Here is a 21,769-nt window from a genome sequence, read left to right as displayed (position 1 = left end):
GGAACGGTCAGACTAACGCAGGCACATGACACGCGGATATACGAAAAATCCGCGTGTTGCGTAGGCTCTAGAAACGGCGCAGATCGATGGTCATCGGTAGCTCGTCATTGATTTCTACTTTGGGTACGGGAAGTTTCCCCGGCGTGTGTCCGAGGCGGAAAAACCGCGCCATGCGCCGGCTCTCCGCTTCATTGGCGTTGACCGGCAAGGTTTCGTAATTGCGCCCGCCGGGATGGGCCACGTGATACTGGCAACCGCCCAGCGAACGCCCCATCCAGGTATCGAGCAGGTCGAATACCAACGGCGCGTGCACCGCTATGGTCGGATGCAGACAGTTGGCTGGTTGCCAGGCCCGAAAGCGCACCCCAGCGACAAACTCACCCACCCGCCCAGTCGAGTGCAACGGTACCGCGACGCCATTGCAAGTCAGCAGATAACGTTGTGGCGGCAAGCCGTTGAGTTTGACCTGCAAGCGCTCCAGCGAAGAATCGACGTAGCGCACCGTGCCGCCCGCCGAGCCCTCCTCGCCCAGCACATGCCAGGGTTCAAGCGCCTGACGCAGCTCCAGCTCGATGCCATTGACGGCGTAGTCGCCGACCTTGGGAAAACGAAATTCCAGATGCGCCGCGAACCACTCGGCGCGCAACGGGTAGCCAGCGTTGTTGAGTTCGACGATAACGTCGGCGAAATCCTCTTCGATAAAGTGCGGCAGCAGAAAGCGGTCGTGCAGCTCGGTGCCCCAGCGCGCCAGTTTCGCCGGCGCATAAGGCTCGCGCCAGAACCGCGCGACCAGCGCCCGCAGCAACAACTGCTGAGCCAGACTCATGCGAGCATGGGGCGGCATTTCAAAAGCGCGCAGTTCCAGCAAGCCAAGACGCCCGGTGGCGCCGTCCGGTGAATACAGTTTGTCGATGCAGAATTCGGCGCGATGGGTATTGCCGGTGACGTCGATCAGCAAATTGCGCAGCAGTCGATCGACCAGCCACGGTGCACATTCCTCGCCCGGTTCCGGCATTTGCGCAAAGGCGATTTCCAGTTCGTACAAGGCGTCATTGCGCGCCTCATCAACCCGTGGAGCCTGGGACGTCGGACCAATGAACAGCCCGGAAAACAGGTACGACAGCGAAGGATGGTTGTGCCAGTAACTGATCAGGCTGCGCAGCAGATCCGGCCGCCGCAGAAACGGTGAGTCCGCTGGTGTCGCGCCGCCGAGGACGAAATGATTGCCGCCGCCGGTGCCGGTGTGGCGCCCGTCGATCATGAACTTCTCGGTGGTCAGGCGGGTTTGCCGTGCCTGTTCATAGAGAAACTCGGTGCGCTCGACCAACTCGTCCCAGGTCGCCGATGGCTGCACGTTGACCTCGATCACGCCCGGGTCCGGAGTGACACGGAAGTTGCTCAGGCGCGGATCACTTGGTGGTTCATAGCCTTCCAGCAGCACCGGGCAGTGCAGTTCTTCGGCGGTGGCCTCAATGGCCGAGACCAGTTCCAGATAATCCTCGACCCGCTCCAGCGGCGGCATGAACAGATACAGCCGGCCTTCGCGGGCCTCGGCGCAGAATGCGGTTCGGGTCAGCCAGTCAGCGGACTCATCGATTTTCGGCACCCGCTCATCCAGCGCAGCAGGTTCGCCGTGCACACCGAGCTGCGCCGGATCCGGCAGTTCAGCGAAGTCCTGATTCGGATCGTTGGGATGGATGAACGGATATTCCGCCGCTTTCACCCACGGCTGCGAGGCCAGCGGCAAGCGGTAACCCAGCGGCGAATCCCCCGGCACCAGGCGACAGTGCTCGTCACGCAGATACCAGCGCCCGCTCTGCCATTGATCGCCCTTGGCCGTGCGCGCCAGCGGCAGCACCTGGCCGATCACCTTGTTCAGGCCCTGACTGAAGACCTTGCGCAATCGCGCGCGCTCCAATGGCTCTTCCAGACGCGAATCTTCGGCGCTGACGTTGCCGGGCAACGCACCCTCGCGCCACAGGTAGTAGAGATGATCCTCGTAGGCCGGGAACACAAAGCGCGCAGGCAACTTCAGCCGCTCGGCGACGCTGGCGAGAAAGCGTCCGGCCAGTGCGCCGTCGGCGCCATAGCCCTGCTGTTCGTCGGCGATCAATGCGTCGTTGTGCCAGATCGGCTGACCGTCGCGGCGCCAGTAACAATTGAGCGACCAGCGCGGCAACTGCTCGCCGGGATACCACTTGCCCTGGCCGAAATGCACCAGCCCCTGTGGTGCGTATTGCTTGCGCAGGCGCTGAAACAGTTCGGCGGACAGCCGGCGCTTGTCCGGCCCCAGCGCGGCGGTGTTCCATTCGGCGCCGTCCGGATCGTCGATGGAGACGAAGGTCGGCTCGCCGCCCATGGTCAGGCGCACATCGCCTTCGAGCAGGTCGGCATCGATCTGCCGGCCCAGTGCCTGGATCGCCCGCCACTGTTCATCGGTGTAAGGCTTGGTGACGCGCGGCGCTTCCCAGATTCGCTCGACCGACATTTCATGGCTGAACTGTGTCTCGCAAGGTTCGACCAGACCACTGATCGGCGCCGCCGAGGACGGATCGGGACTGCAGGCCAACGGAATATGCCCTTCCCCGGCGAACAGCCCGGACGTCGCATCAAGGCCAATCCAGCCGGCACCCGGCAAATACACCTCGCACCAGGCATGCAGGTCGGTGAAGTCGACTTCAGTGCCGGACGGGCCGTCGAGGCTTTTCACGTCGGCGGTCAGTTGAATCAGGTAACCGGAAACAAACCGTGCCGCCAGACCGAGATTGCGCAACATCTGCACCAGCAACCATGCCGAATCACGGCAGGAACCGGAGGCGTGTTGCAGTGTGTGCTCAGGAGTCTGCACGCCGGGCTCCATGCGGATCAGGTAGCCGATGTCTTCACTGAGGCGCTGATTGAGCGCCACCAGAAAATCCACCGCAGGCAGCGGCGTGCGGTCGATGCTGTCCAGGTAAGCCTTGAACGTTGGCGTCAGCGGCAGGGTTTCGAGGTACGGCGCCAGCTCCTTGCGTTCATCGGCGGCGTAGCTGAACGGAATTCTCTCGGCGTACGGTTCGAGGAAGAAGTCGAACGGATTGAACACCGCCATTTCCGCGACCAGATCGACTTCGATGCGCAGCTCTGCGGTTTTTTCGGGGAACACCAGACGTGCCAGGTAATTGCCCTGGGGGTCCTGCTGCCAGTTGATGAAATGCTGCTCGGGCGAGACTTTCAGCGCATAGGAAAGAATTCGCGTGCGGCTGTGGGGCGCCGGGCGCAGGCGGACGATCTGCGGGCCGAGTTCGACAGCGCGGTCGTAGCGATAATGCGTGACGTGATGCAATGCGACATGAATCGACACGGCGTGCCTCCTGCGAGCCTTGGGCGTATGGGAAAGCGCGCAAGACTTATGCCATGCACAGGCTTGCGCGCTTTCGCGAAATGCTCAAGGCAGTACAGCACCAAAACCGGGCGATGCGAGGAAATGCTTGGACTCAGTTGCACGCAAATGTTGCGGACGCTGATTCTTGCGGTGTTTGATCGGACGCTTTCGCGAGCAGGCTCGCTCCCACATTTGGAATGCGTTCCCCCGTGGGAGCGAGCCTGCTCGCGAAGAGGCCAGCGGCAACAACTTGATCATTCCCACGCTCTGCGTGGGAATGCAGCCCGTGACGCTCCGCGTCACAACCATGTTCGACAATACTGCGAGTAACGGCTGGAACGCGGAGCGTCCCGAGAGGCATTCCCACGCGGAGCGTGGGAACGATCAGCAAAACGCCAACCCGAAGGTTGGCGTTCTGTTCAGCTCAAGCAGTGTTTAGCGCGGCACGACCGGCTTGCGTGTCGGCTTCGGCCCTTTGCCTTTGGCCGCATCCTTGCGCTCCTTGGCCGCCTGCTGGTTGCGGGCGAATGCCGCAGCCTTGGCCTGTTCACGCTTGTCCCACGGATTACCGCCATCACTGGCACGCGGCGGCAGACCGGTGTGCTGAGTGAGAATCTTGGTGGTCTTCTCTTTGGCGACCTTGTGGCTGCCGGCTGGCGTCGAGTTCTTGCGACGGGCGCTCTGGTAGCTGTCGGTGGCAGGCTGATGCGCCGGGATCAGTTGATCCTTGCCCGGCCCGATCAGATCGGCGCGGCCCATGCGGACCAGCGCTTCACGCAGCATCGGCCAGCCTTTCGGGTCGTGATAACGCAAGAACGCCTTGTGCAGACGACGCTGATCTTCGCTCTTGACGATGGTCACGCCGTCGCTCTTGTACGTCACCTTGCGCAGCGGGTTCTTGCCCGAGTGGTACATCGCCGTGGCGGTGGCCATCGGCGACGGGTAGAACGCCTGCACCTGATCGGCGCGGAAGCCATTGCCCTTGAGCCACAAAGCAAGGTTCATCATGTCTTCGTCGGTGGTGCCCGGGTGGGCAGCGATGAAGTACGGAATCAGGTACTGCTCCTTGCCCGCTTCCTTGGTGTACTTCTCGAACATGCGCTTGAACTTGTCATAGCTGCCGATGCCCGGCTTCATCATCTGGTTGAGCGGACCTTCCTCGGTGTGCTCCGGGGCGATCTTCAGATAACCGCCGACATGGTGAGTCACCAGCTCCTTGACGTATTCCGGCGACTCGACGGCGAGGTCGTAACGCAAACCGGAGGCGATCAGGATCTTCTTCACACCCGGCAGGGCACGGGCGCTGCGATACAGCTGAATCAGCGACGAATGGTCGGTGTTCAGGTTCGGGCAGATACCGGGGAACACGCACGAAGGCTTGCGGCAGGCGGATTCGATTTCCGGGCTCTTGCAGGCGATGCGGTACATGTTTGCAGTCGGGCCGCCGAGGTCGGAAATCACGCCGGTGAAACCCGGCACCTTGTCGCGGATCTCTTCGATTTCGCGAATGATCGACTCTTCGGAACGGTTCTGGATGATGCGGCCTTCGTGCTCGGTGATCGAGCAGAAGGTGCAGCCACCAAAGCAGCCACGCATGATGTTCACCGAGAAACGGATCATGTCGTAGGCCGGGATCTTCTCCTTGCCGTACGCCGGGTGCGGCACACGGGCGTAAGGCATGCCGAACACGTAGTCCATTTCTTCGGTGGTCATCGGAATCGGCGGCGGGTTGAACCAGACATCGAGCTCGCCATGCTTCTGCACCAGCGCACGGGCGTTGCCCGGGTTGGTTTCCAGGTGCAACACGCGGTTGGCGTGGGCGTAAAGAACCGGGTCGTTGCGCACCTTCTCCATCGACGGCAGACGAATCACGGTCTTGTCACGGGTCATGCGCGGGCTGGCCAGGATCTGCACGACCTTGGCTTCCTGCGGATCTTCGACCGGGCCTTTTTCCTGCTCGATGGCGCAGGCCTGGGTGTCCTGGGTATTCACGTACGGGTTGATGATCTTGTCGACCTTGCCCGGACGGTCGATGCGCGTGGAGTCGACTTCGTACCAGCCCTGTGGCGTGTCGCGACGGATGAACGCGGTGCCGCGCACATCGGTGATGTCTTCGATCTTGTGGCCCCACGACAGGCGCTGGGCAACTTCGACAATGGCCCGCTCGGCGTTGCCGTACAGCAGAATGTCGGCGCTGGCGTCGATCAGGATCGAGTTGCGCACGCGATCCTGCCAATAGTCGTAGTGGGCGATGCGGCGCAGCGAGGCTTCAATGCCGCCGAGCACGATCGGCACATGCTTGTAGGCTTCCTTGCAGCGCTGGCTGTAGACCAGGCTGGCGCGATCCGGACGCTTGCCGGCCATGCCGCCGGGCGTATACGCGTCATCGGAACGGATTTTCTTGTCCGCGGTGTAACGATTGATCATCGAGTCCATGTTGCCCGCCGCGACGCCGAAGAACAGGTTCGGCTCGCCGAGCTTCATGAAGTCGTCTTTGGACTGCCAGTTCGGCTGCGCGATGATCCCGACGCGGAAGCCTTGCGACTCCAGCAGCCGGCCGATGATCGCCATGCCGAACGACGGATGATCGACGTAGGCATCACCGGTAACAATGATGATGTCGCACGAATCCCAGCCGAGCTGATCCATCTCCTCCCTGCTCATCGGCAGGAATGGCGCTGGCCCGAAACATTCGGCCCAATATTTTGGATAGTCAAATAACGGCTTGGCTGCTTGCATGTCGACGACCGGTGTTGAAGTGAAAAATCGCGGGCGCGGAATATAGCACAAATTTTGACCAATTCCGACGACGGTGGTCGGTTTCTCTGCGAGCTGGTCTCGCGCAGCCAGCCCGCGACACATCACGAGTTTTCGCTGAGCGTACGACGCACCAAAACGGCAAGGAAGCCGCCCGCCCGCAGCACTCCCCCGGGAGTAACGGGGCATTCAATGTAAAGGAAGACAGGCAATGTCACCCAAACCGCCAATCAGAGGCATCACTACCGTCTCGATCCATAATCCGCGACCCGATTATTCGCTAACCCGGCCTGGTTTCCCCCTGTCCTTCGATGGCACGTCGGGGCTCAGGATTCCCACGCGCCCGACGACAACGATCGCAACAGCGATCGATCACGTGCTCAACCACATTATCCCCATGCCTGCGCGGGCGGCGGTCAGAACGGCGGCGGTAGCGCAATCTGTTGCCTTTGTGCACGACCGCCCTTTGAAGGATTACTGGATCACTTCGCTGGTTGTGCTGCCGGCGGCCGATGCCGAAGGCATGTCGACGCTCAATGGACGCCAGTATGTCCAGGTACCGGAGGGTGGCACCGTACAGGTGAGTCTGGACTCGGCCAGCGGTTTCTACCGGGCAAAATTGCCCAGCGAATTGCACGCGTCGGGACCGCTATTGCGCTTCGATACCGACAGCCGTCTCTGGCAGCCCATCGACACCTCGGCGCCCTCCACCTACCCCTTGTCCACGACCCGGCTGGAGGCGTTTCGCACCGATCTGGATTTCAGCACGGTCGAGCCGGACGGCGATGGCCTGTTGCGCTTCAACGGCAAACTCTATGTGCAGATCGAGAGCTACGCCTATCAGGTTCTGCATGATCTCGAGGCCTCGACACCGCACAGAGCGGTGATGCGCATCGTTCGCCCTGAAGATCCGATCGCCGCCGATGCGACAAACGTTTACGTCGCATCACGTCCCGGCAGGTCGGAAGCAATTACTTTCAATGCTCAATCCGGCTGGCGCGGAACCTCCTTGACAGGTGTAGCCGGAATGCCGAGAGGCGCAGCGGCGCGACCCTCAGACTTATGGCTGCATCTGGAGGTGACAGTCGCACTCGAGGGTATCAACAAGCGGATCAAGCAGGATCAGGATAAACGTGAACAGCTGATAAACGCCTGGCTGGAGGCGAGTAACGCGCAGGGAGAGCATGCGCAAACCGTTCGACGCGAAACAATGGCGCTGCTTGATCGCGAGGTTCACTGCCACAAAGAACTGAAACACCTTGGAAAGGCGCTGAAATACTACGAGGAGCAAAAATCCTCGATCAAGCGCTTCATGAAGCAGGACGCTTACCTGAACAACATAATCAGGCTGCAAAAAAAACAGATGCTCGCCTATCAGCAACTGATCGAATGCGGCTTGACGCGCCACGCCCTGGAGGGTCCGATGATCGACCTCGACCCGGAGCGGCTGCCGCGAACAGTCAACGTTCTGGGCAGGATGCTGAGTCATCTGAAAGAGCGCCAGCAAATCGCCGACAATCTGGTGAACAAATGGCGGGTCTCTCCAGACGAGTTCAGCGCGGATGTTCTTTCACCAATGGACACCCATAACGTTGTTGCCTCCTGGGTCCTGACCAAAAGTCTGATGCTGGATACCCCACAATCGGCCGGCAACGCCCCTCTGGCATCGGAACTGGCCACCCGCTTTGGTCAGGTGACCTTTGTTTACGGAGCGCTTGGCGCAGTTCCCGAGGTTTCCCACCCTGCCGTATTGAATAACCTGTTCCAGGAATGCACAGCCATCCGCCACTGGTTCGAACGCCTTGATCTGGCACCGGGGGAGCAGCACGCCACTTCACGCAGGGAGATCACTGCGGAAATCGAAATATTCGAGCAGACGCTGGTAGGCCGCTTGAACCAGTTTCTCCATCAGGCTGACCGTCCGGTGCTGACGTTCGACCAGCAGAACATTGATTTCGAGTTCATTCCGGCCCAGGACAGAAGCGGTCTCCAACCGCCGCCCAAGCTCATCTTTCGGGCAAAGAAAAACGGCGTCTACAAGCTCAATGTCGGCGAGTCTCGACGCACCGCGCAAAACGAAGAGGTGATTGAGGTCCGCAACCTCCACAATCCCAGGCAGCCGTCACAGACCTATGACCGAGGACGCGGTGAATGGCGTTCGCCGCGGACAACGCCGCAGAGGAGCTTGCCGTCATTGGTTGCCGAAGCCACTCGGCACCTTGACCGTGTCGACGCGCATGTTCGCGCTGCCCTGCACGAAGAACGGCAAAGAAACCATCCGGACAACATTGTCGAGATGCTCGAAAGCAGCGCCGGGGCAATGGATGACACCGTATTGCAGTTGCAGCGGGCGGAACTGGCCCATGATGAGAGCGCCGCGCTGATTCGGCGCCTGCAGGACGCCAGTGAACGTCTGCGCAATGAGGGCGAAAACATCCGCCTGCGAATCTATAAGGACAAGCATGTTCTGAACGTCGACCGACTGCTGTACCTGATCGACAAGGGCCACGTGAACGCCCGGAAAATCGAGAGCCGATTGAAACGTGGCAAGGGTTCGGACCGGCAATATCTCGACATCTATCTAGTCACCGATGCACATACCCACGATCCCCTCTGGCACGCACATTTTCATTATGCGAGACAGGATTCCCCGGACTTGAATTTCAACGTGCGCGGCGCGCATCTGAAAACCCTTGAACAAAGCAGCAGGGGTATTCAATCGCAGCGCAGGGAAGAACTGGCGCAGCGGCCGCATCAACCTGTCTGGCGCGAATATCTCGATGGACGCACAGCGCAGAAAATCTTCGACCTCGCCGCCGCCTCCGCTCACCCGATGACACAGCCTCAGGCAATGACGCCGAACAGGCCGGCAGCTTCCGCTGAAGAAGCTACCGTGCAACGACTACAAGGAATGTAAGACATGCCAAGCAAACCGCCGTCGAAAGTGACGCTTCCCGGTCATTCACATATTCGACCGGACACATCCATGGATACGCCCCCGCCACGCCTCAACCTGACCCCGCGCCCCGGCCTGGATCCGACCACGTTGAGCGGCCCGTCAATCCGCGCGAACAGGCTCACAGACGGTATCGATCCTGATGCAATCGTTCCTGCTCCCAACGTCACAGTGCAGGCGATTGCTTCAATGCATGACGCCTTCGCTCATGTGGGCCACCCGCCTGAGCATTACCGGCTCAGTGCAACGATCGGCTTGCCCGATGCCGACGCTGAAGGCCTGAGAACATTCAAGGGCCGCCATTACGTGGAAATGATCGATGGTGGCTTCGTGCAGGTGGGCAAGGATGCGCAGAGCGGCCTCTGGCGCGCCAGGCTGGCCAGTGAATCGATCCCCTCCGGACCGCTGATGCTGCACGACCCCGAGAGTGGTCGATGGCATGCGCTGGAATTTTCGCAACCAAGCACCTTCGCTTTATCGGGGGCGCGTCTGCAGGCGTTTCGCACGCCGCTCGACTTCAGCACCAGCTCACCCGACAGCGACGGGCTGCACCGCCATGACGGCAAGCTCTATGCAGTGATCGATAATCACGGCTATCAGGTCTTGCACGATCCCGATGCATCGACGCCTCTGGCCGAAGTGATGCGCATCGTTCGCCCGCAAGATCCTGTCGCCGCCGACTTAGACAACATCTACAGCGCTACGCGCCCTGGCAGATCCGAGCCTGTGGTGTTCGATGCCCGTCAGGGCTGGCAAGGCATCTTAGTCGGCGGAGCCGGCGGAATGCAGCGTGGCAGTCCCGACCAACCGGCTTCACCGGGGCTGCGGGAACGGCTCAACACCGCGTTCAACCGACTGCGCACGCCACAATCGCGACTGCGAAAACTTTATCCCTCTCTGGACAGCGAGCAGATCCGCACGCTGCTGAGCCCCCACGGCGACGATGTACAAGGCTTCTTGACCCGCGTCGAGACTGAATACAAGACCTTGAAGCTGGAACTCGCGACGTGGCTGAAGACCAGTACGCTGGCCGGCGGGGCGGCCCATCCTTCGGTGGAGCGCGCCGCGCAAGAGATCAAGCGTTGCTGGAAACGGCAGACGGGAACAACGCTGCAGCTGGATCTTGGCGGCGCTGGCATCGCTGCGCTCTCGGCAGATTTCAGCCATGTACGCACGCTGCACTTGCAGGCGGTGGCATGGTCGGCGGGCTCCGAAACTATTCTCAAGCGGTTCACAGCCCTTGAGCGCTTGAAAATCAACGCTTCGGCGCTCGATACACCGCCGGCGAACCTCACGCAGATGCCCGGCCTGAAGGAACTGGACCTGCGAGCGAACCGCATTGAACTGAGCGAGCAAACCGCCGGCGAGCTGGCTTCGCTCAGCCAACTGGAAAGCCTTGATCTGTCGGACAACCCGCTGGGCAAGACCCTGGACTTCAGCGGCATGCTCCAGCTCAAGACCGTGAGTCTGCGCAACACCGGGCTGGATGAATGGCCAACGGGGCTGCGAGATCAGCTAGCGATAGAGTCAATCGATCTGCGCGACAACCGATTGCGCGAAATTCCACAGACAATCATCAACCCGGCGAGTGATCAGTTGCTCGCCATCGCCAATATCAACCGCGTCACCCTGATCGAAGGCAATCCCTTCGCCAGCGGTTATTGGCGGCGGCTGGAAGTCTATTGGCAGCGGGTTACGGCGCAATACCCGGCACTGATCACCAGCGCACGCACGGCTGCATTCCGGATTGATGGCGACATTCCAGAAGTCGCCATGCTGCTGCAGATGCATCCAGAGAGAACCCCGCAAACTGCCCGGGAATACCTGATCGGTCTGGGGGATGATGCAGAAGCCACGATCAGCCGGCGTTTCGAGGAGTTCAAGGTGCTCGACGCACAGCTGCAGGCTTACGTCGCCGACAGCACGTCGGCAGCATCCAGCGCCGCCGGCCAGGAAAAGCTTCGGGCAGAATACATTGCCCGGACTATCAAGGACTGCTGGCTCCAGGAATCGACGTCGCTCATGCTGCCAGCAGTGAACGGACCGCTACCGTCACTGACGGCCGACTTCAGTCGGTTGAAAATGCTCATCCTCAATAACGTCGTCTGGTCCGACACTGCCGACACGTTCCTGTCGCGGTTGCCTGATCTGGACATTCTGACGATCACCCGCTCCGGCCTGAAAAAATTGCCCGCAGCCATCAGCGGGATGAGCCGGCTCGCCCACCTCAATCTGACTGAAAACCAGATAAAACTCGATGAGCACAGCGCTGGTGCATTGAGTGCATTGCATCAGCTGGTTACCGTCAAGCTCTCTGACAACCCACTGCAGATACCGCCCGATTTCAGCGCGATGTCCGGACTGCAGACACTGGAGCTGAGGAACACCGGAATCAGCGAGTGGCCCCTCGGGCTGGCTGACAAGACCACCTTGACCGGCGTCGACCTCAGCAACAATAAACTGCGCATCGTCCCCGACGCGCATATCAACCCGCCTGCCGATCAATTGGCCGTGGTCGCGCGGATCAACAACCGCACGCTGATTGAGGGCAACGACTTCCCTTCGCCTTACTGGAGAAAGTTCGATGGCTACTGGAGAAGACTCAATGAACTGCATCCCGAGTTGATGACTCCAGCCCACCCCGCCGTATTCGATACTGAGAACTCGCGAGCGCAACGCTACCGAAGACTGTTTCCGGGCAAAAGCATCAAGGCCTGCCGGGATTTTATCTGGAGCCATGACAAGGGCACTGTCGCGACCAGGCTGTTGGCGCTCGAGCAGGATTTCGCCGTGCTGAAAAACCAGTTGGATGACTGGGTTTTTTCCGGAGGCAGCAATCGTCTGCGCTATATCCGCGTCAATCAATTGCACGCCAACACTCAAACCCGCAATGAGCGCATCGAGGCACGGGACCGGATCATCAGTTGCTGGCGACGTGAAACGCCCGAGCAACACGCCTTCGACGGCACGCCGATAGGTCTTGAACTGGATTTGAGCGGTTTGACACTGCCAACCCTGCCGGATCTGAGCAGCGACTTCAGCCATGTCGGCTCACTCAAACTCAACAACATGAATCTCACCGAATCCCCGGAAGGTTTCCTGACCCGCTTCCGGCATTTGCGCTGGCTGAACATGGCGAACAATCGACTCAGGGATCTCCCTCCGGCCATCGGCGAGATGCACGGGATGACGCGGTTGTTCCTGCAGGGCAATCAACTGGAACTCACCGCCGAGACCGCGCAGATACTGGCCGGCAGAACCACTCTGAGGGCCTTGTGGATTCACGACAACCCGCACTTGAGCGTGAGCCCGGATTTCAGTGCGATCACTGACATGCGCGAGGTCGACATGTCCAATACGGGCATCGAAAGCTGGCCAACCGGACTGTTCGATCAGCCCCTGCTGGGCAAGGTCCATCTGAACGACAACCGGATCACGAGTCTGCCCGACTTTGTCGTCGCACCGGCAGCGGATCGCCTGACGCACTCGATTCAGGTCAACAGTGGCACTCAGATAAGCGGTAATCCCCTGAGCGCATACACACGAGAACGCCTGGCCGGCTACGGTGAATGGCTGAACCGCTCCGCAGCATCGCTCTACAATCCATTGAACCTGCTGACGACTTCTCTTTCGGCAGCCCACCCGCAAGCAGTGGCAACGAACTCTGTTTCGGTCTATCCGCAGTTGACCGTCGGCATGACGGCAGACGAGGCGATGATTCGCGCCGAGCAATTGAACAGGCTCAAAGCACAGGTGGGCTCAGATGGCTTTTTCAACATCATTTCCAAGCTCGCCCACCATGCCGATTTCCGCCGACAGATCTGGGACGTGGTCGATGCGATCAGCGAGAACAGCGTGCAGACACGTGCGCTGCGCAGAGACGTTTTTGATCGCGCCTGCGAGGCTGGCTGCACTGACCTTGCCGCTGCCACGTTTACAGACATGCAAGTACTGACCATGACGCACAAGGCGCGAATGCAGGCGAGGCAAGACGGCGATGGTGCTCGATTGGTGGACCTGTCCAGAAGCCTGTTCAGACTCAGACAGGTCGATGATCTGGCCGCAGCCGAAATCGCTGCGAGCAGGGCAATCGTCGACGATCCGCAAACTTCAGCGAGGGAGCGCAATATCCATCAGCTGCGCTTGCGCGACCCGCACGAGATGACGATGGCCTACCGCTTTGGGCTCAAGGATCGGCTGCAGTTACCGTTTCAGCCGCAGACACTGTCCTTTATCGGCATGGCCGGCGTCACATCGCCGATGCTGGAAGTGGCCTACCGAAAGGTCATCGCCTTGAACGACTCCCCCGATGAGTTTCAGGCTCTGGTATCGATGGATTTCTGGCAGGACTTCATCACGCACAAATACTCGTCCCGGTTCGACGCCGCACGTCAGCCCTATCAACAGAAACAGGCCGCACTGGACGCGCAGTCTGCGACAAATGCCCTGACCGAAACCGAATATCAGGCGCAAACCAATGACGTCACAGCACAGCTGGCCATCAGCGAAGCGACGCTGATCCAGGCACTGACCCGCGAGGAAATTCGCCCCGGTGACGGAGTCGAAACAACTGCAAGCAGCGAGACGGCAGCTTCGGCCGATTGAAACCGACCACGACAGCAGGCCGGATGATCCGGTCTGCTGTTACTCGTCGTCGTCGAAGTTGTAACTGCCCGGCGCGAGGTTTTCGAAGCGCGTGTACTTGCCGATGAACGCCAGCCGAATAAACCCGATCGGGCCGTTACGCTGTTTGCCGATGATGATTTCGGCAATGCCCTTGTGCTCGGTTTCCGGGTGATACACCTCGTCGCGATAAACGAACATGATCACGTCGGCGTCCTGCTCGATCGCTCCGGATTCGCGCAAGTCGGAGTTGACCGGGCGTTTGTTCGGGCGCTGTTCGAGGGAACGATTGAGCTGCGACAGGGCGACTACCGGGCAGTTGAATTCCTTGGCCAGCGCTTTCAGCGATCGCGAGATCTCGGAAATCTCGTTGGTGCGGTTGTCACCGCTGGAACCGGGGATCTGCATCAGTTGCAGGTAGTCGATCATGATCAAGCCGACATCGCCGTGCTCACGCACCAGACGCCGGGTCCGCGCGCGCATTTCCGAAGGGCTGATACCGGCGGTGTCATCGATGAACAGTTTGCGATCGTTGAGCAGGTTCACCGCTGACGTCAGGCGCGGCCAGTCGTCATCTTCGAGCTGGCCGGAACGCACCTTGGTCTGGTCGATTCGGCCGAGCGAAGACAGCATACGCATGATCAGCGATTCGCCTGGCATCTCGAGGGAGTAAACCAGGACAGCCTTTTCGCTGCGCAACACGGCGTTTTCCACCAGGTTCATCGCGAAGGTGGTTTTACCCATCGATGGACGGCCGGCGACGATAATCAGGTCGGACGGCTGCAAGCCGCTGGTCTTTTCATCGAGGTCGGTGTAACCCGTAGACAGACCGGTGATGGCGTCGGCGGTGTTGAACAGGGTATCGATCCGGTCGATAGCCTTGGTCAGCAACTCATTGACGCCGACCGGGCCGCCGGTCTTCGGCCGCGCTTCGGCGATCTGGAAGATCTGCCGTTCGGCTTCATCGAGGATCTCTTCGGCGGTGCGGCCTTCGGGGTTGAAGGCGCTGTCGGCAATCTCGGTACTGATGCCGATCAGTTGGCGCAACGTCGCACGCTGGCGGACGATCTGCGCATAGGCCTTGATGTTGGCGACGGACGGGGTGTTTTTCGCCAGTTCGCCAAGATAGCCGAGGCCGCCGACTTGCGAAGTCTGACCTTCCTTGTCCAGCTGTTCGGCAAGGGTCACGACGTCGATCGGCGAGTTCTGATCAGCCAGTTTGGCGATCGCTCGGAAGATCAGACGGTGGTCATGTCGATAGAAATCGCCATCGGAGACTTGATCGAGCACGCGTTCCCAAGCGTTGTTGTCCAGCATCAGACCACCGAGTACGGCCTGTTCGGCCTCGATGGAATGCGGCGGCACCTTCAGGGCAGCGGTTTGCAGATCGTATTGCTCGGGAGCGGAGATATCGTTCATGGCCACTTGAGTATTAGTGAAAAGCAGGGAATTCAGAAAGACAAAGGGCACGACCTGTAAACAGGATCGTGCCCGATGTTAACCGTCTGACGGACAAGCCGCCAGCCGATCCGTGTTGCTTAAGCTGCTACCACGACAACGCGTACGGTGGCTTCAACTTCGGCGTGCAGGTGCACGGCCACGTCGAATTCACCCACGTTGCGGATGGTGCCGTTCGGCAGACGAACTTCGCTCTTCTGCACTTCAACGCCGGAGGCGGTCAGTGCGTCAGCGATGTCGTGAGTACCGATCGAACCGAACAGCTTGCCTTCGTCGCCAGCGGTGGCAGTGATGGTCACTTCCAGCTCGGCCAGTTGGGCAGCACGGCTTTCAGCCGATGCCTTACGGTCTGCGGCGGCTTTTTCCAGCTCGGCGCGACGCTCTTCGAACGCAGCCAGGTTGGCAGCGGTCGCAGCGGTAGCCTTGCCGAAAGGCAGCAGGTAGTTACGGCCGTAACCGGCCTTAACGTTTACTTTGTCGCCCAGGTTGCCCAGGTTGGCGATTTTTTCCAGAAGGATCAGTTGCATGTGAAAATCCTCTAACTTTTAACCTTCACCGTTCGCGCTGTCGGTGTCTTTCGACACGTGACGACCGCGAAAATCAATCAGGCTGTCGACAATGGCCAGAACCACGAGCAACGGATAGATCAGCTGCATGAACAACAGCAGCGTGACGTACAACCCCACCAGCCAGAAACCGGCCAGTCGCTTCTGCCCGACCAGCCCGTGAATCAGGGCCAGCCCGGCGAACACCAGCGGTACACTGCACAACGGCGTCAACATGGCCATCTGTGCACCGAGATTCGGGCCCAGAAGCATCAACGCCAGCAGTAACATCGCCGGCCCCAGCGGGATGCGGATGGCGCGAAACTCGCGACCGAAACCACCCGGGTTGTACAACAACGCCTGCCAATGCCGCCCGACAATCAGGCTCAGCACGCTGACGATCTGCAACAAGGCCGCAATCAGTCCGGTCAGGACCGGTGCAATCAGGGACGCGAAACGCGCTTGCTCATCGACCGACAATTGCTTGTAGGTCTCACCGAGAAGTGCCGGCATGACCTTTATGAGGGCCTGCGCGAGCATCTCGATCTGGGCCGCAAACGCGACCCCGAGCACCACTGAAAACACCACTCCGATCACTACGCTGACCAGCAGCGTGCGGACCCAGGATTCGCTTGCGCGCAAAACCAACGCAAGCCCCGAAGACCCCAGCAGCACCAGAAGTGCCCGTGGGTCGTCGGCATACAGCCACCAGATCAATGCCGGCAGCAGTCCCAGTGACAGAACGCCAAGGGCGTCCGTCAATCCGCGCCGCAGCAGCACAAGGCTCCCGGCGGCAGCACCCAACCAATACAACAACGGCAATGTTGCACATCCGGCCACCACGAGAGTGGCCTGCATTCGGCCTCGCATGATGAACTCAGCTAAGGCGCGCATGCATTCAATCCTTTGCTACTTGTCGACTGCCCGGTCTCAGCGGCCGTGGCTGTCGGTGTAGGCCAGCAGGGCCAGGAAGCGGGCGCGCTTGATAGCGGTGGCCAGCTGACGCTGATAACGAGCTTTGGTACCGGTGATGCGGCTTGGAACGATTTTGCCGGTCTCGGATACGTAGGCTTTCAGAGTGTTGAGATCTTTGTAATCGATCTCTTTCACGTCTTCAGCGGTGAAGCGGCAGAATTTACGACGACGGAAGAAACGTGCCATTTGATAGGCTCCTTAATAAGGTCCGTGGATTACTCGTCAGCGTTATCGCTGTTGTCGCTGTCATCACTGTCGGTGCCTTCGGCGCCTTCGTGCTCAGGACGGTCGCGACGCTCACGGCGCTCACTGCGGTTTTCTTCAGCCTTGAGCATCTCGGACTGGCCGGTAACGGCTTCGTCGCGACGGATGACCAGGTTACGGATCACTGCATCGTTGTAGCGGAAGTTGTCTTCCAGCTCGGCCAGGGCCTTGCCAGTGCACTCAACGTTCAGCATCACGTAGTGAGCCTTGTGAACATTGTTGATTGCGTAGGCCAGTTGACGACGGCCCCAGTCTTCCAGACGGTGGATTTTGCCGCCGTCTTCTTCGATCAGCTTGGTGTAACGCTCAACCATGCCGCCGACTTGCTCGCTCTGATCCGGGTGGACCAGAAAGATGATTTCGTAATGACGCATGAATGCTCCTTACGGGTTGTAGCCTGCCGCTCAAAAACGGTCAGACAAGGAGTGAATGACACTTATGGACTTGCTGGCGCGGGGCACATGCGTGCCTGCCGTCACAGCAAGGGGCGCAATTGTAGAGAAGGGACTGCGGGCGCGCAAGGCAATTGGTGAATATTTGAACAACCACCGATCTTCCAGACACCGTAAACGAATGTGGGAGCGAGCCTGCTCGCGAATGCAGCCTGCCAGGCAACAATGACGTCGACTGACACTCCCTCTTCGCGAGCAGGCTCGCTCCCACAGTTGATTGCGTGAAGCTTATTTCTTCGCGGCAGCCTTGGCTTTTGCACCGCGCTGGCGCTGGGCTTCGAACAGGCACACGCCGGTGGCGACCGAGACGTTGAGGCTGCTGACGCTGCCGGCCATCGGCAGGTTCACTAGATAGTCGCAATGCTCGCGGGTCAGGCGACGCATGCCTTTGCCTTCGGCGCCCATGATCAGAATGGTCGGGCCGGTCAGGTCCTGGTCATAAATGCTGACCTCGGCTTCACCAGCGGTGCCGACTACCCACAAACCGCGCTGCTGAAGTTTTTCCAACGTGCGCGCCAGGTTGGTCACGGCCACCAGCGGGATCACTTCCGCCGCGCCGCAGGCAACTTTACGCACCACCGGGGTCAGCGTGGCCGACTTGTCTTTCGGCACGATCACCGCCAGCGCACCGGCCGCATCGGCCGAACGCAGGCAGGCGCCGAGGTTGTGCGGATCGGTCACGCCGTCGAGCACCAGCAACAGCGGCGCGCCTTCGGTGCGATCGAGCAACTCGTCGAGCATCGCCTCGCCCCAGACCTGACTCGGGCTGACTTCAGCGACAACACCCTGATGCACGCCTTCAACCCAGGCGTCCATTTCGCGACGCTCGGCCTGGCCGACCTGAACACGGTTTTCATTGGCCAGCTCGACCAGCGTCTGCACGCGCGGATCGTTGCGGCTTTCCGCCAGCCAGATCTGCTTGACGCGCTTGGGGTGGTGACGCAGCAACGCTTCTACCGCGTGAACGCCGTAGATTTTTTCCAACTGACTCATGACTTCGCCTTCGGTTTACGCGCCCCGCCACTTTTGGCTGGAGCGGAACCCGCTTTTGGCGGGCCCTTACGGTGTTTGCTCGGTTTGGCTGGCTTGCCGTCGGTCGCCCTGTCAGGCGCCGACCGTCCGGTCTTTCCCCCGGACGCCGCTTTACCACCGTTTTTCGCATCGGCCAGCAAGGCCTTCTTCAATTCACGGCTTTTGCGCAGCTCGGCGTTTTTCGCCACGGCATCGCTCGGGCGATAGGCTTCGGCGACCTTTTCCTTGGCCGGACGACGGCTGGCGGTTTTCGCTGGAGCCTTTTCTTCCGCAGCCTTGGCAGCAGGCGCAGCGGTTTCGGCGCCACGTTTCTTGCGACCAATCGGCGCGCTGATGGTTTTCTCGGCCATCTCGAAGTCGATCTTGCGCTCATCGAGGTCGACGCGCATGACGCGTACTTCAACGGTGTCGCCAAGACGGAAACTGCGACCGGTGCGCTCGCCCGCCAAGCGGTGATGCACAGGATCGAAGTGGTAGTAATCGCCCGGCAGCGCGGTGACATGCACCAGGCCTTCGACGTAGATATCGGTCAGCTCGACGAACAGACCGAACCCGGTCACAGCGGTGATTACGCCCGGGAACGATTCGCCCACGCGATCCTTCATGAACTCGCACTTGAGCCAGTTCACCACGTCGCGGGTCGCCTCGTCGGCGCGGCGCTCGCTCATCGAGCACTGCTCGCCAAGCTGCTCCAGCGCCGCTTCGTCGTACGGATAGATGCGCGCTTTCGGAATGGTCATCGCACCGGCACGACGAACGTGCGGGGTGTCCTGTTTCGAATGGATCACGCTGCGGATCGCGCGGTGCGTGAGCAGGTCCGGGTAACGACGGATCGGCGAAGTGAAGTGGGTATAGGCTTCGTAATTCAGGCCGAAGTGGCCGTCGTTTTCAGCGCTGTACACCGCCTGACTCAACGAACGCAGCATCACAGTCTGGATCAGGTGGAAATCCGGACGATCCTTGATGCTCGCGAGCAAAGCCTGATAATCCTTCGGCGACGGACCGTCCTTGCCCTTGTGCAGGGACAGGCCGAGCTCACCAAGGAACGCGCGCAGCTTTTCCAGACGCTCTGGCGGCGGACCGGCGTGAACGCGATACAGCGCAGGGATTTCGTGCTTCTTGAGGAATTCGGCAGTGGCCACGTTGGCGGCCAGCATGCACTCCTCGATCAGCTTGTGCGCATCGTTGCGCACGGTCGGACGGATTTCCGCGATCTTGCGCTCGGAGCCGAAGATGATCCGGGTTTCCTGGGTTTCGAAATCGATCGCGCCACGCACGTGACGGGCGGCCAGCAATACCTTGTACAACGCGTAGAGCTGCTTGAGGTGCGGGACGACGTCGGTGTACTCGCCACGCAATTTGCGCGCTTCGGTAGCCTTCGGCGTTTCCAGCATCGCGCTGACCTTGTTGTAGGTCAGACGGGCGTGGGAATGGATCACCGCTTCATAGAAGCAGTAGTCGGTCATTTCGCCGGACTTGGAGATGGTCATCTCGCAAACCATGGCCAGACGATCGACTTGCGGGTTCAGCGAGCACAGGCCGTTGGACAGTTGCTCGGGCAGCATCGGAATCACGCGCTCGGGGAAGTACACCGAGTTGCCGCGAACCTGAGCTTCGTTGTCCAGCGCCGAGCCGATCTTCACGTAACTGGAAACGTCGGCAATCGCCACGTACAACTTCCAGCCACCGGAGAACAGACGCAGCTTGCCCGGTTTGGCTTCGCAGTAGACCGCATCGTCGAAGTCGCGGGCGTCTTCGCCGTCGATGGTGACGAACGGCAGATGACGCAGGTCGATGCGCTTTTCTTTGTCTTTTTCTTCGACTTCCGGCTTGAGCTTGGCGGCTTCTTTCACAACCGCCTCAGGCCAGACGTGCGGAATATCGTACGTGCGCAGAGCAACGTCGATTTCCATGCCCGGCGCCATATAGTTGCCGACCACTTCGACCACATCGCCTTGCGGCTGGAAACGCGGCGTTGGCCAGTGGGTGATTTTCACCTCGACGAACTGACCGATCTGCGCATTGGCGTTGCGGCCCGGGGTGACCAGCACTTCCTGCTGGATCTTCGGATTGTCGGCAACGACGAAACCGATGCCGCCTTCTTCGAAGTAGCGGCCGACGATGGTTTCGTGAGCGCGGGAAACCACTTCGACGATCACGCCTTCACGGCGACCACGACGGTCGAGCCCGGAAACCCTGGCCAGCGCGCGGTCACCGTCGAACACCAGACGCATTTGCGCCGGGCTCATGAACAGGTCGTCGCTGCCGTCGTCCGGCACCAGGAAGCCGAAACCGTCACGGTGACCGCTGATGCGGCCGAGGATCAGGTCGAGCTTGTCCACCGGCGCGTAAGTGCCACGGCGGGTGTAGATCAGTTGAGCGTCGCGCTCCATGGCGCGCAAGCGGCGGCGCAGGGCCTCGATCTGGTCTTCGGTGGTCAGACCAAACTCTTCGACCAGTTGCTCGCGGGCAGCAGGCGAACCCCGATCGGCGAGGTGCGCCAGGATCAGTTCGCGGCTGGGAATAGGGTTTTCGTATTTTTCCGCTTCACGAGCGGCCTCGGGATCGAGGGACTGCCAATCGGCCATTAGAGAGTTTTCACCTTGTCTATATGCGGGTTAGTTTGGCATAGGCGCCGGGAAACGGGAAATTTCCGCTTCTATAAGGCTTTGCATGGCCCTGTATCGACGCTCTGATAGGGTTTTGAACGCCGCTGGTAAAAAAATTCAGTTTTTTCTGCAGTAGGGGTTTACAGTTAAAAAGGCGCTCCGTATAGTGCGCGCCATCGACGACGCACAAGCGCTTTCGATGATGCCCAGGTGGTGAAATTGGTAGACACGCCAGCTTCAGGTGCTGGTGACCTTACGGTCGTGGAAGTTCGAGTCTTCTCCTGGGCACCAATTTCGAGTTTGAGACTAGATCAGTTTCAAGACTCACACAAAACCCGCGAAAGCGGGTTTTTTGCATTTGCGGGAAAGCTTTTGTTCACACTGATTTATTAAAACCAAATCAGGGGTTTACAGATCAAAAAGGCCTCCGTATAGTGCGCCACATCAACAGCGGCAACGCTTGCGATGATTGCCCAGATGGTGAAATTGGTAGACACGCCAGCTTCAGGTGCTGGTGACCTTACGGTCGTGGAAGTTCGAGTCTTCTTCTGGGCACCAATTCAAATTCAAGGTTCACGCCTTGGATTTCACAAAAACCCGCGAAAGCGGGTTTTTGCGTTTCTGGCTTCCTGAATTTCCGCAGGTCTTGTAGGAGCCGACGAGTGCAACGAGGCTGCGATCTCTTGATCTTGCTTTTCCCCGCAACTCGCAGGAGGCAGATCAAAAGATCGTCC

The 21,769-nt window shown here is 59.9% G+C and carries 11 protein-coding genes and 2 tRNA genes; 4 read left to right on the top strand and 9 right to left on the bottom strand.

From position 1 onward, the window contains the following. Positions 1-67: 67 nt before the first annotated feature. Positions 68-3,343 (bottom strand): transglutaminase family protein, encoded by a 3,276-nt coding sequence (locus ASG55_RS14150; RefSeq protein WP_056787566.1) that lies wholly within the window; start codon positions 3,341-3,343, stop codon positions 68-70. A 456-nt stretch (positions 3,344-3,799) separates the two neighbouring features. Beyond that, positions 3,800-6,103, bottom strand: coding sequence for a YgiQ family radical SAM protein (locus ASG55_RS14145; RefSeq protein ID WP_041480755.1), 2,304 nt, complete (start codon positions 6,101-6,103; stop codon positions 3,800-3,802). Positions 6,104-6,332: 229 nt separating this feature from the next. Here ASG55_RS14145 and ASG55_RS14140 point away from each other — a divergent pair, with 229 nt between their 5' ends. Together ASG55_RS14140 and ASG55_RS14135 are read left to right on the top strand one after the other, a co-directional pair. Then, positions 6,333-9,038 (top strand): hypothetical protein, encoded by a 2,706-nt coding sequence (locus ASG55_RS14140; RefSeq protein WP_156388192.1) that lies wholly within the window; start codon positions 6,333-6,335, stop codon positions 9,036-9,038. A gap of 3 nt (positions 9,039-9,041) precedes the next feature. After that, the gene (locus ASG55_RS14135) at positions 9,042-13,682 is read left to right on the top strand and encodes an NEL-type E3 ubiquitin ligase domain-containing protein (RefSeq protein ID WP_082530298.1); all 4,641 of its coding nucleotides are present in this window, start codon (positions 9,042-9,044) and stop codon (positions 13,680-13,682) included. A 39-nt stretch (positions 13,683-13,721) separates the two neighbouring features. Here ASG55_RS14135 and dnaB read toward each other — a convergent pair whose 3' ends face one another. From dnaB to rnr, 7 genes are all read right to left on the bottom strand, one after another. Next, entirely contained in the window at positions 13,722-15,119 is a 1,398-nt protein-coding gene (dnaB, locus tag ASG55_RS14130) for a replicative DNA helicase (protein WP_016771936.1), read from the bottom strand. 119 nt (positions 15,120-15,238) lie between these two features. Beyond that, the gene (gene rplI, locus ASG55_RS14125) at positions 15,239-15,685 is read right to left on the bottom strand and encodes a 50S ribosomal protein L9 (RefSeq protein WP_003221136.1); all 447 of its coding nucleotides are present in this window, start codon (positions 15,683-15,685) and stop codon (positions 15,239-15,241) included. 18 nt (positions 15,686-15,703) lie between these two features. Next, complete coding sequence (locus ASG55_RS14120) at positions 15,704-16,597, bottom strand: hypothetical protein (RefSeq protein WP_016771937.1); 894 nt, start codon at positions 16,595-16,597, stop codon at positions 15,704-15,706. A gap of 36 nt (positions 16,598-16,633) precedes the next feature. Next, on the bottom strand, positions 16,634-16,864 hold the full coding sequence (gene rpsR, locus ASG55_RS14115; RefSeq protein WP_002551829.1) for a 30S ribosomal protein S18: 231 nt from the start codon (positions 16,862-16,864) through the stop codon (positions 16,634-16,636). Between the two features lie 29 nt (positions 16,865-16,893). Continuing rightward, complete coding sequence (rpsF, locus tag ASG55_RS14110; protein WP_016771938.1) at positions 16,894-17,316, bottom strand: 30S ribosomal protein S6; 423 nt, start codon at positions 17,314-17,316, stop codon at positions 16,894-16,896. Between the two features lie 306 nt (positions 17,317-17,622). After that, a complete protein-coding gene (gene rlmB / locus ASG55_RS14105; protein ID WP_024011372.1) occupies positions 17,623-18,387 on the bottom strand; it encodes a 23S rRNA (guanosine(2251)-2'-O)-methyltransferase RlmB in 765 nt (254 codons plus the stop codon). Then, on the bottom strand, positions 18,384-21,014 hold the full coding sequence (gene rnr, locus ASG55_RS14100; RefSeq protein WP_024011371.1) for a ribonuclease R: 2,631 nt from the start codon (positions 21,012-21,014) through the stop codon (positions 18,384-18,386). Before rnr ends, rlmB begins: the two co-directional genes overlap by 4 nt. Before the next feature lie 225 nt (positions 21,015-21,239). Here rnr and ASG55_RS14095 point away from each other — a divergent pair. Beyond that, a tRNA-Leu gene (locus ASG55_RS14095) sits at positions 21,240-21,326 on the top strand. Positions 21,327-21,506: 180 nt separating this feature from the next. Then, a tRNA-Leu gene (locus ASG55_RS14090) sits at positions 21,507-21,593 on the top strand. Positions 21,594-21,769 lie beyond the last annotated feature (176 nt).

The organism is Pseudomonas sp. Leaf434, assembly GCF_001425545.1.
GTDB lineage: Bacteria > Pseudomonadota > Gammaproteobacteria > Pseudomonadales > Pseudomonadaceae > Aquipseudomonas > Aquipseudomonas siliginis.
This window is presented reverse-complemented; position numbering and strand designations above follow the sequence as displayed.

Bases quoted from the DNA above. Each gene is read 5' to 3' on its own strand.
- rpsF (WP_016771938.1), bottom strand. From the start codon at position 17,316: ATGCGTCATTACGAAATCATCTTTCTGGTCCACCCGGATCAGAGCGAG.
- rpsR (WP_002551829.1), bottom strand. From the start codon at position 16,864: ATGGCACGTTTCTTCCGTCGTCGTAAATTCTGCCGCTTCACCGCTGAA.
- ASG55_RS14135 (WP_082530298.1), top strand. From the start codon at position 9,042: ATGCCAAGCAAACCGCCGTCGAAAGTGACGCTTCCCGGTCATTCACAT.
- rlmB (WP_024011372.1), bottom strand. From the start codon at position 18,387: ATGAGTCAGTTGGAAAAAATCTACGGCGTTCACGCGGTAGAAGCGTTG.
- ASG55_RS14120 (WP_016771937.1), bottom strand. From the start codon at position 16,597: ATGCGCGCCTTAGCTGAGTTCATCATGCGAGGCCGAATGCAGGCCACT.
- rnr (WP_024011371.1), bottom strand. From the start codon at position 21,014: ATGGCCGATTGGCAGTCCCTCGATCCCGAGGCCGCTCGTGAAGCGGAA.
- ASG55_RS14145 (WP_041480755.1), bottom strand. From the start codon at position 6,103: ATGCAAGCAGCCAAGCCGTTATTTGACTATCCAAAATATTGGGCCGAA.
- rplI (WP_003221136.1), bottom strand. From the start codon at position 15,685: ATGCAACTGATCCTTCTGGAAAAAATCGCCAACCTGGGCAACCTGGGC.
- dnaB (WP_016771936.1), bottom strand. From the start codon at position 15,119: ATGAACGATATCTCCGCTCCCGAGCAATACGATCTGCAAACCGCTGCC.
- ASG55_RS14140 (WP_156388192.1), top strand. From the start codon at position 6,333: ATGTCACCCAAACCGCCAATCAGAGGCATCACTACCGTCTCGATCCAT.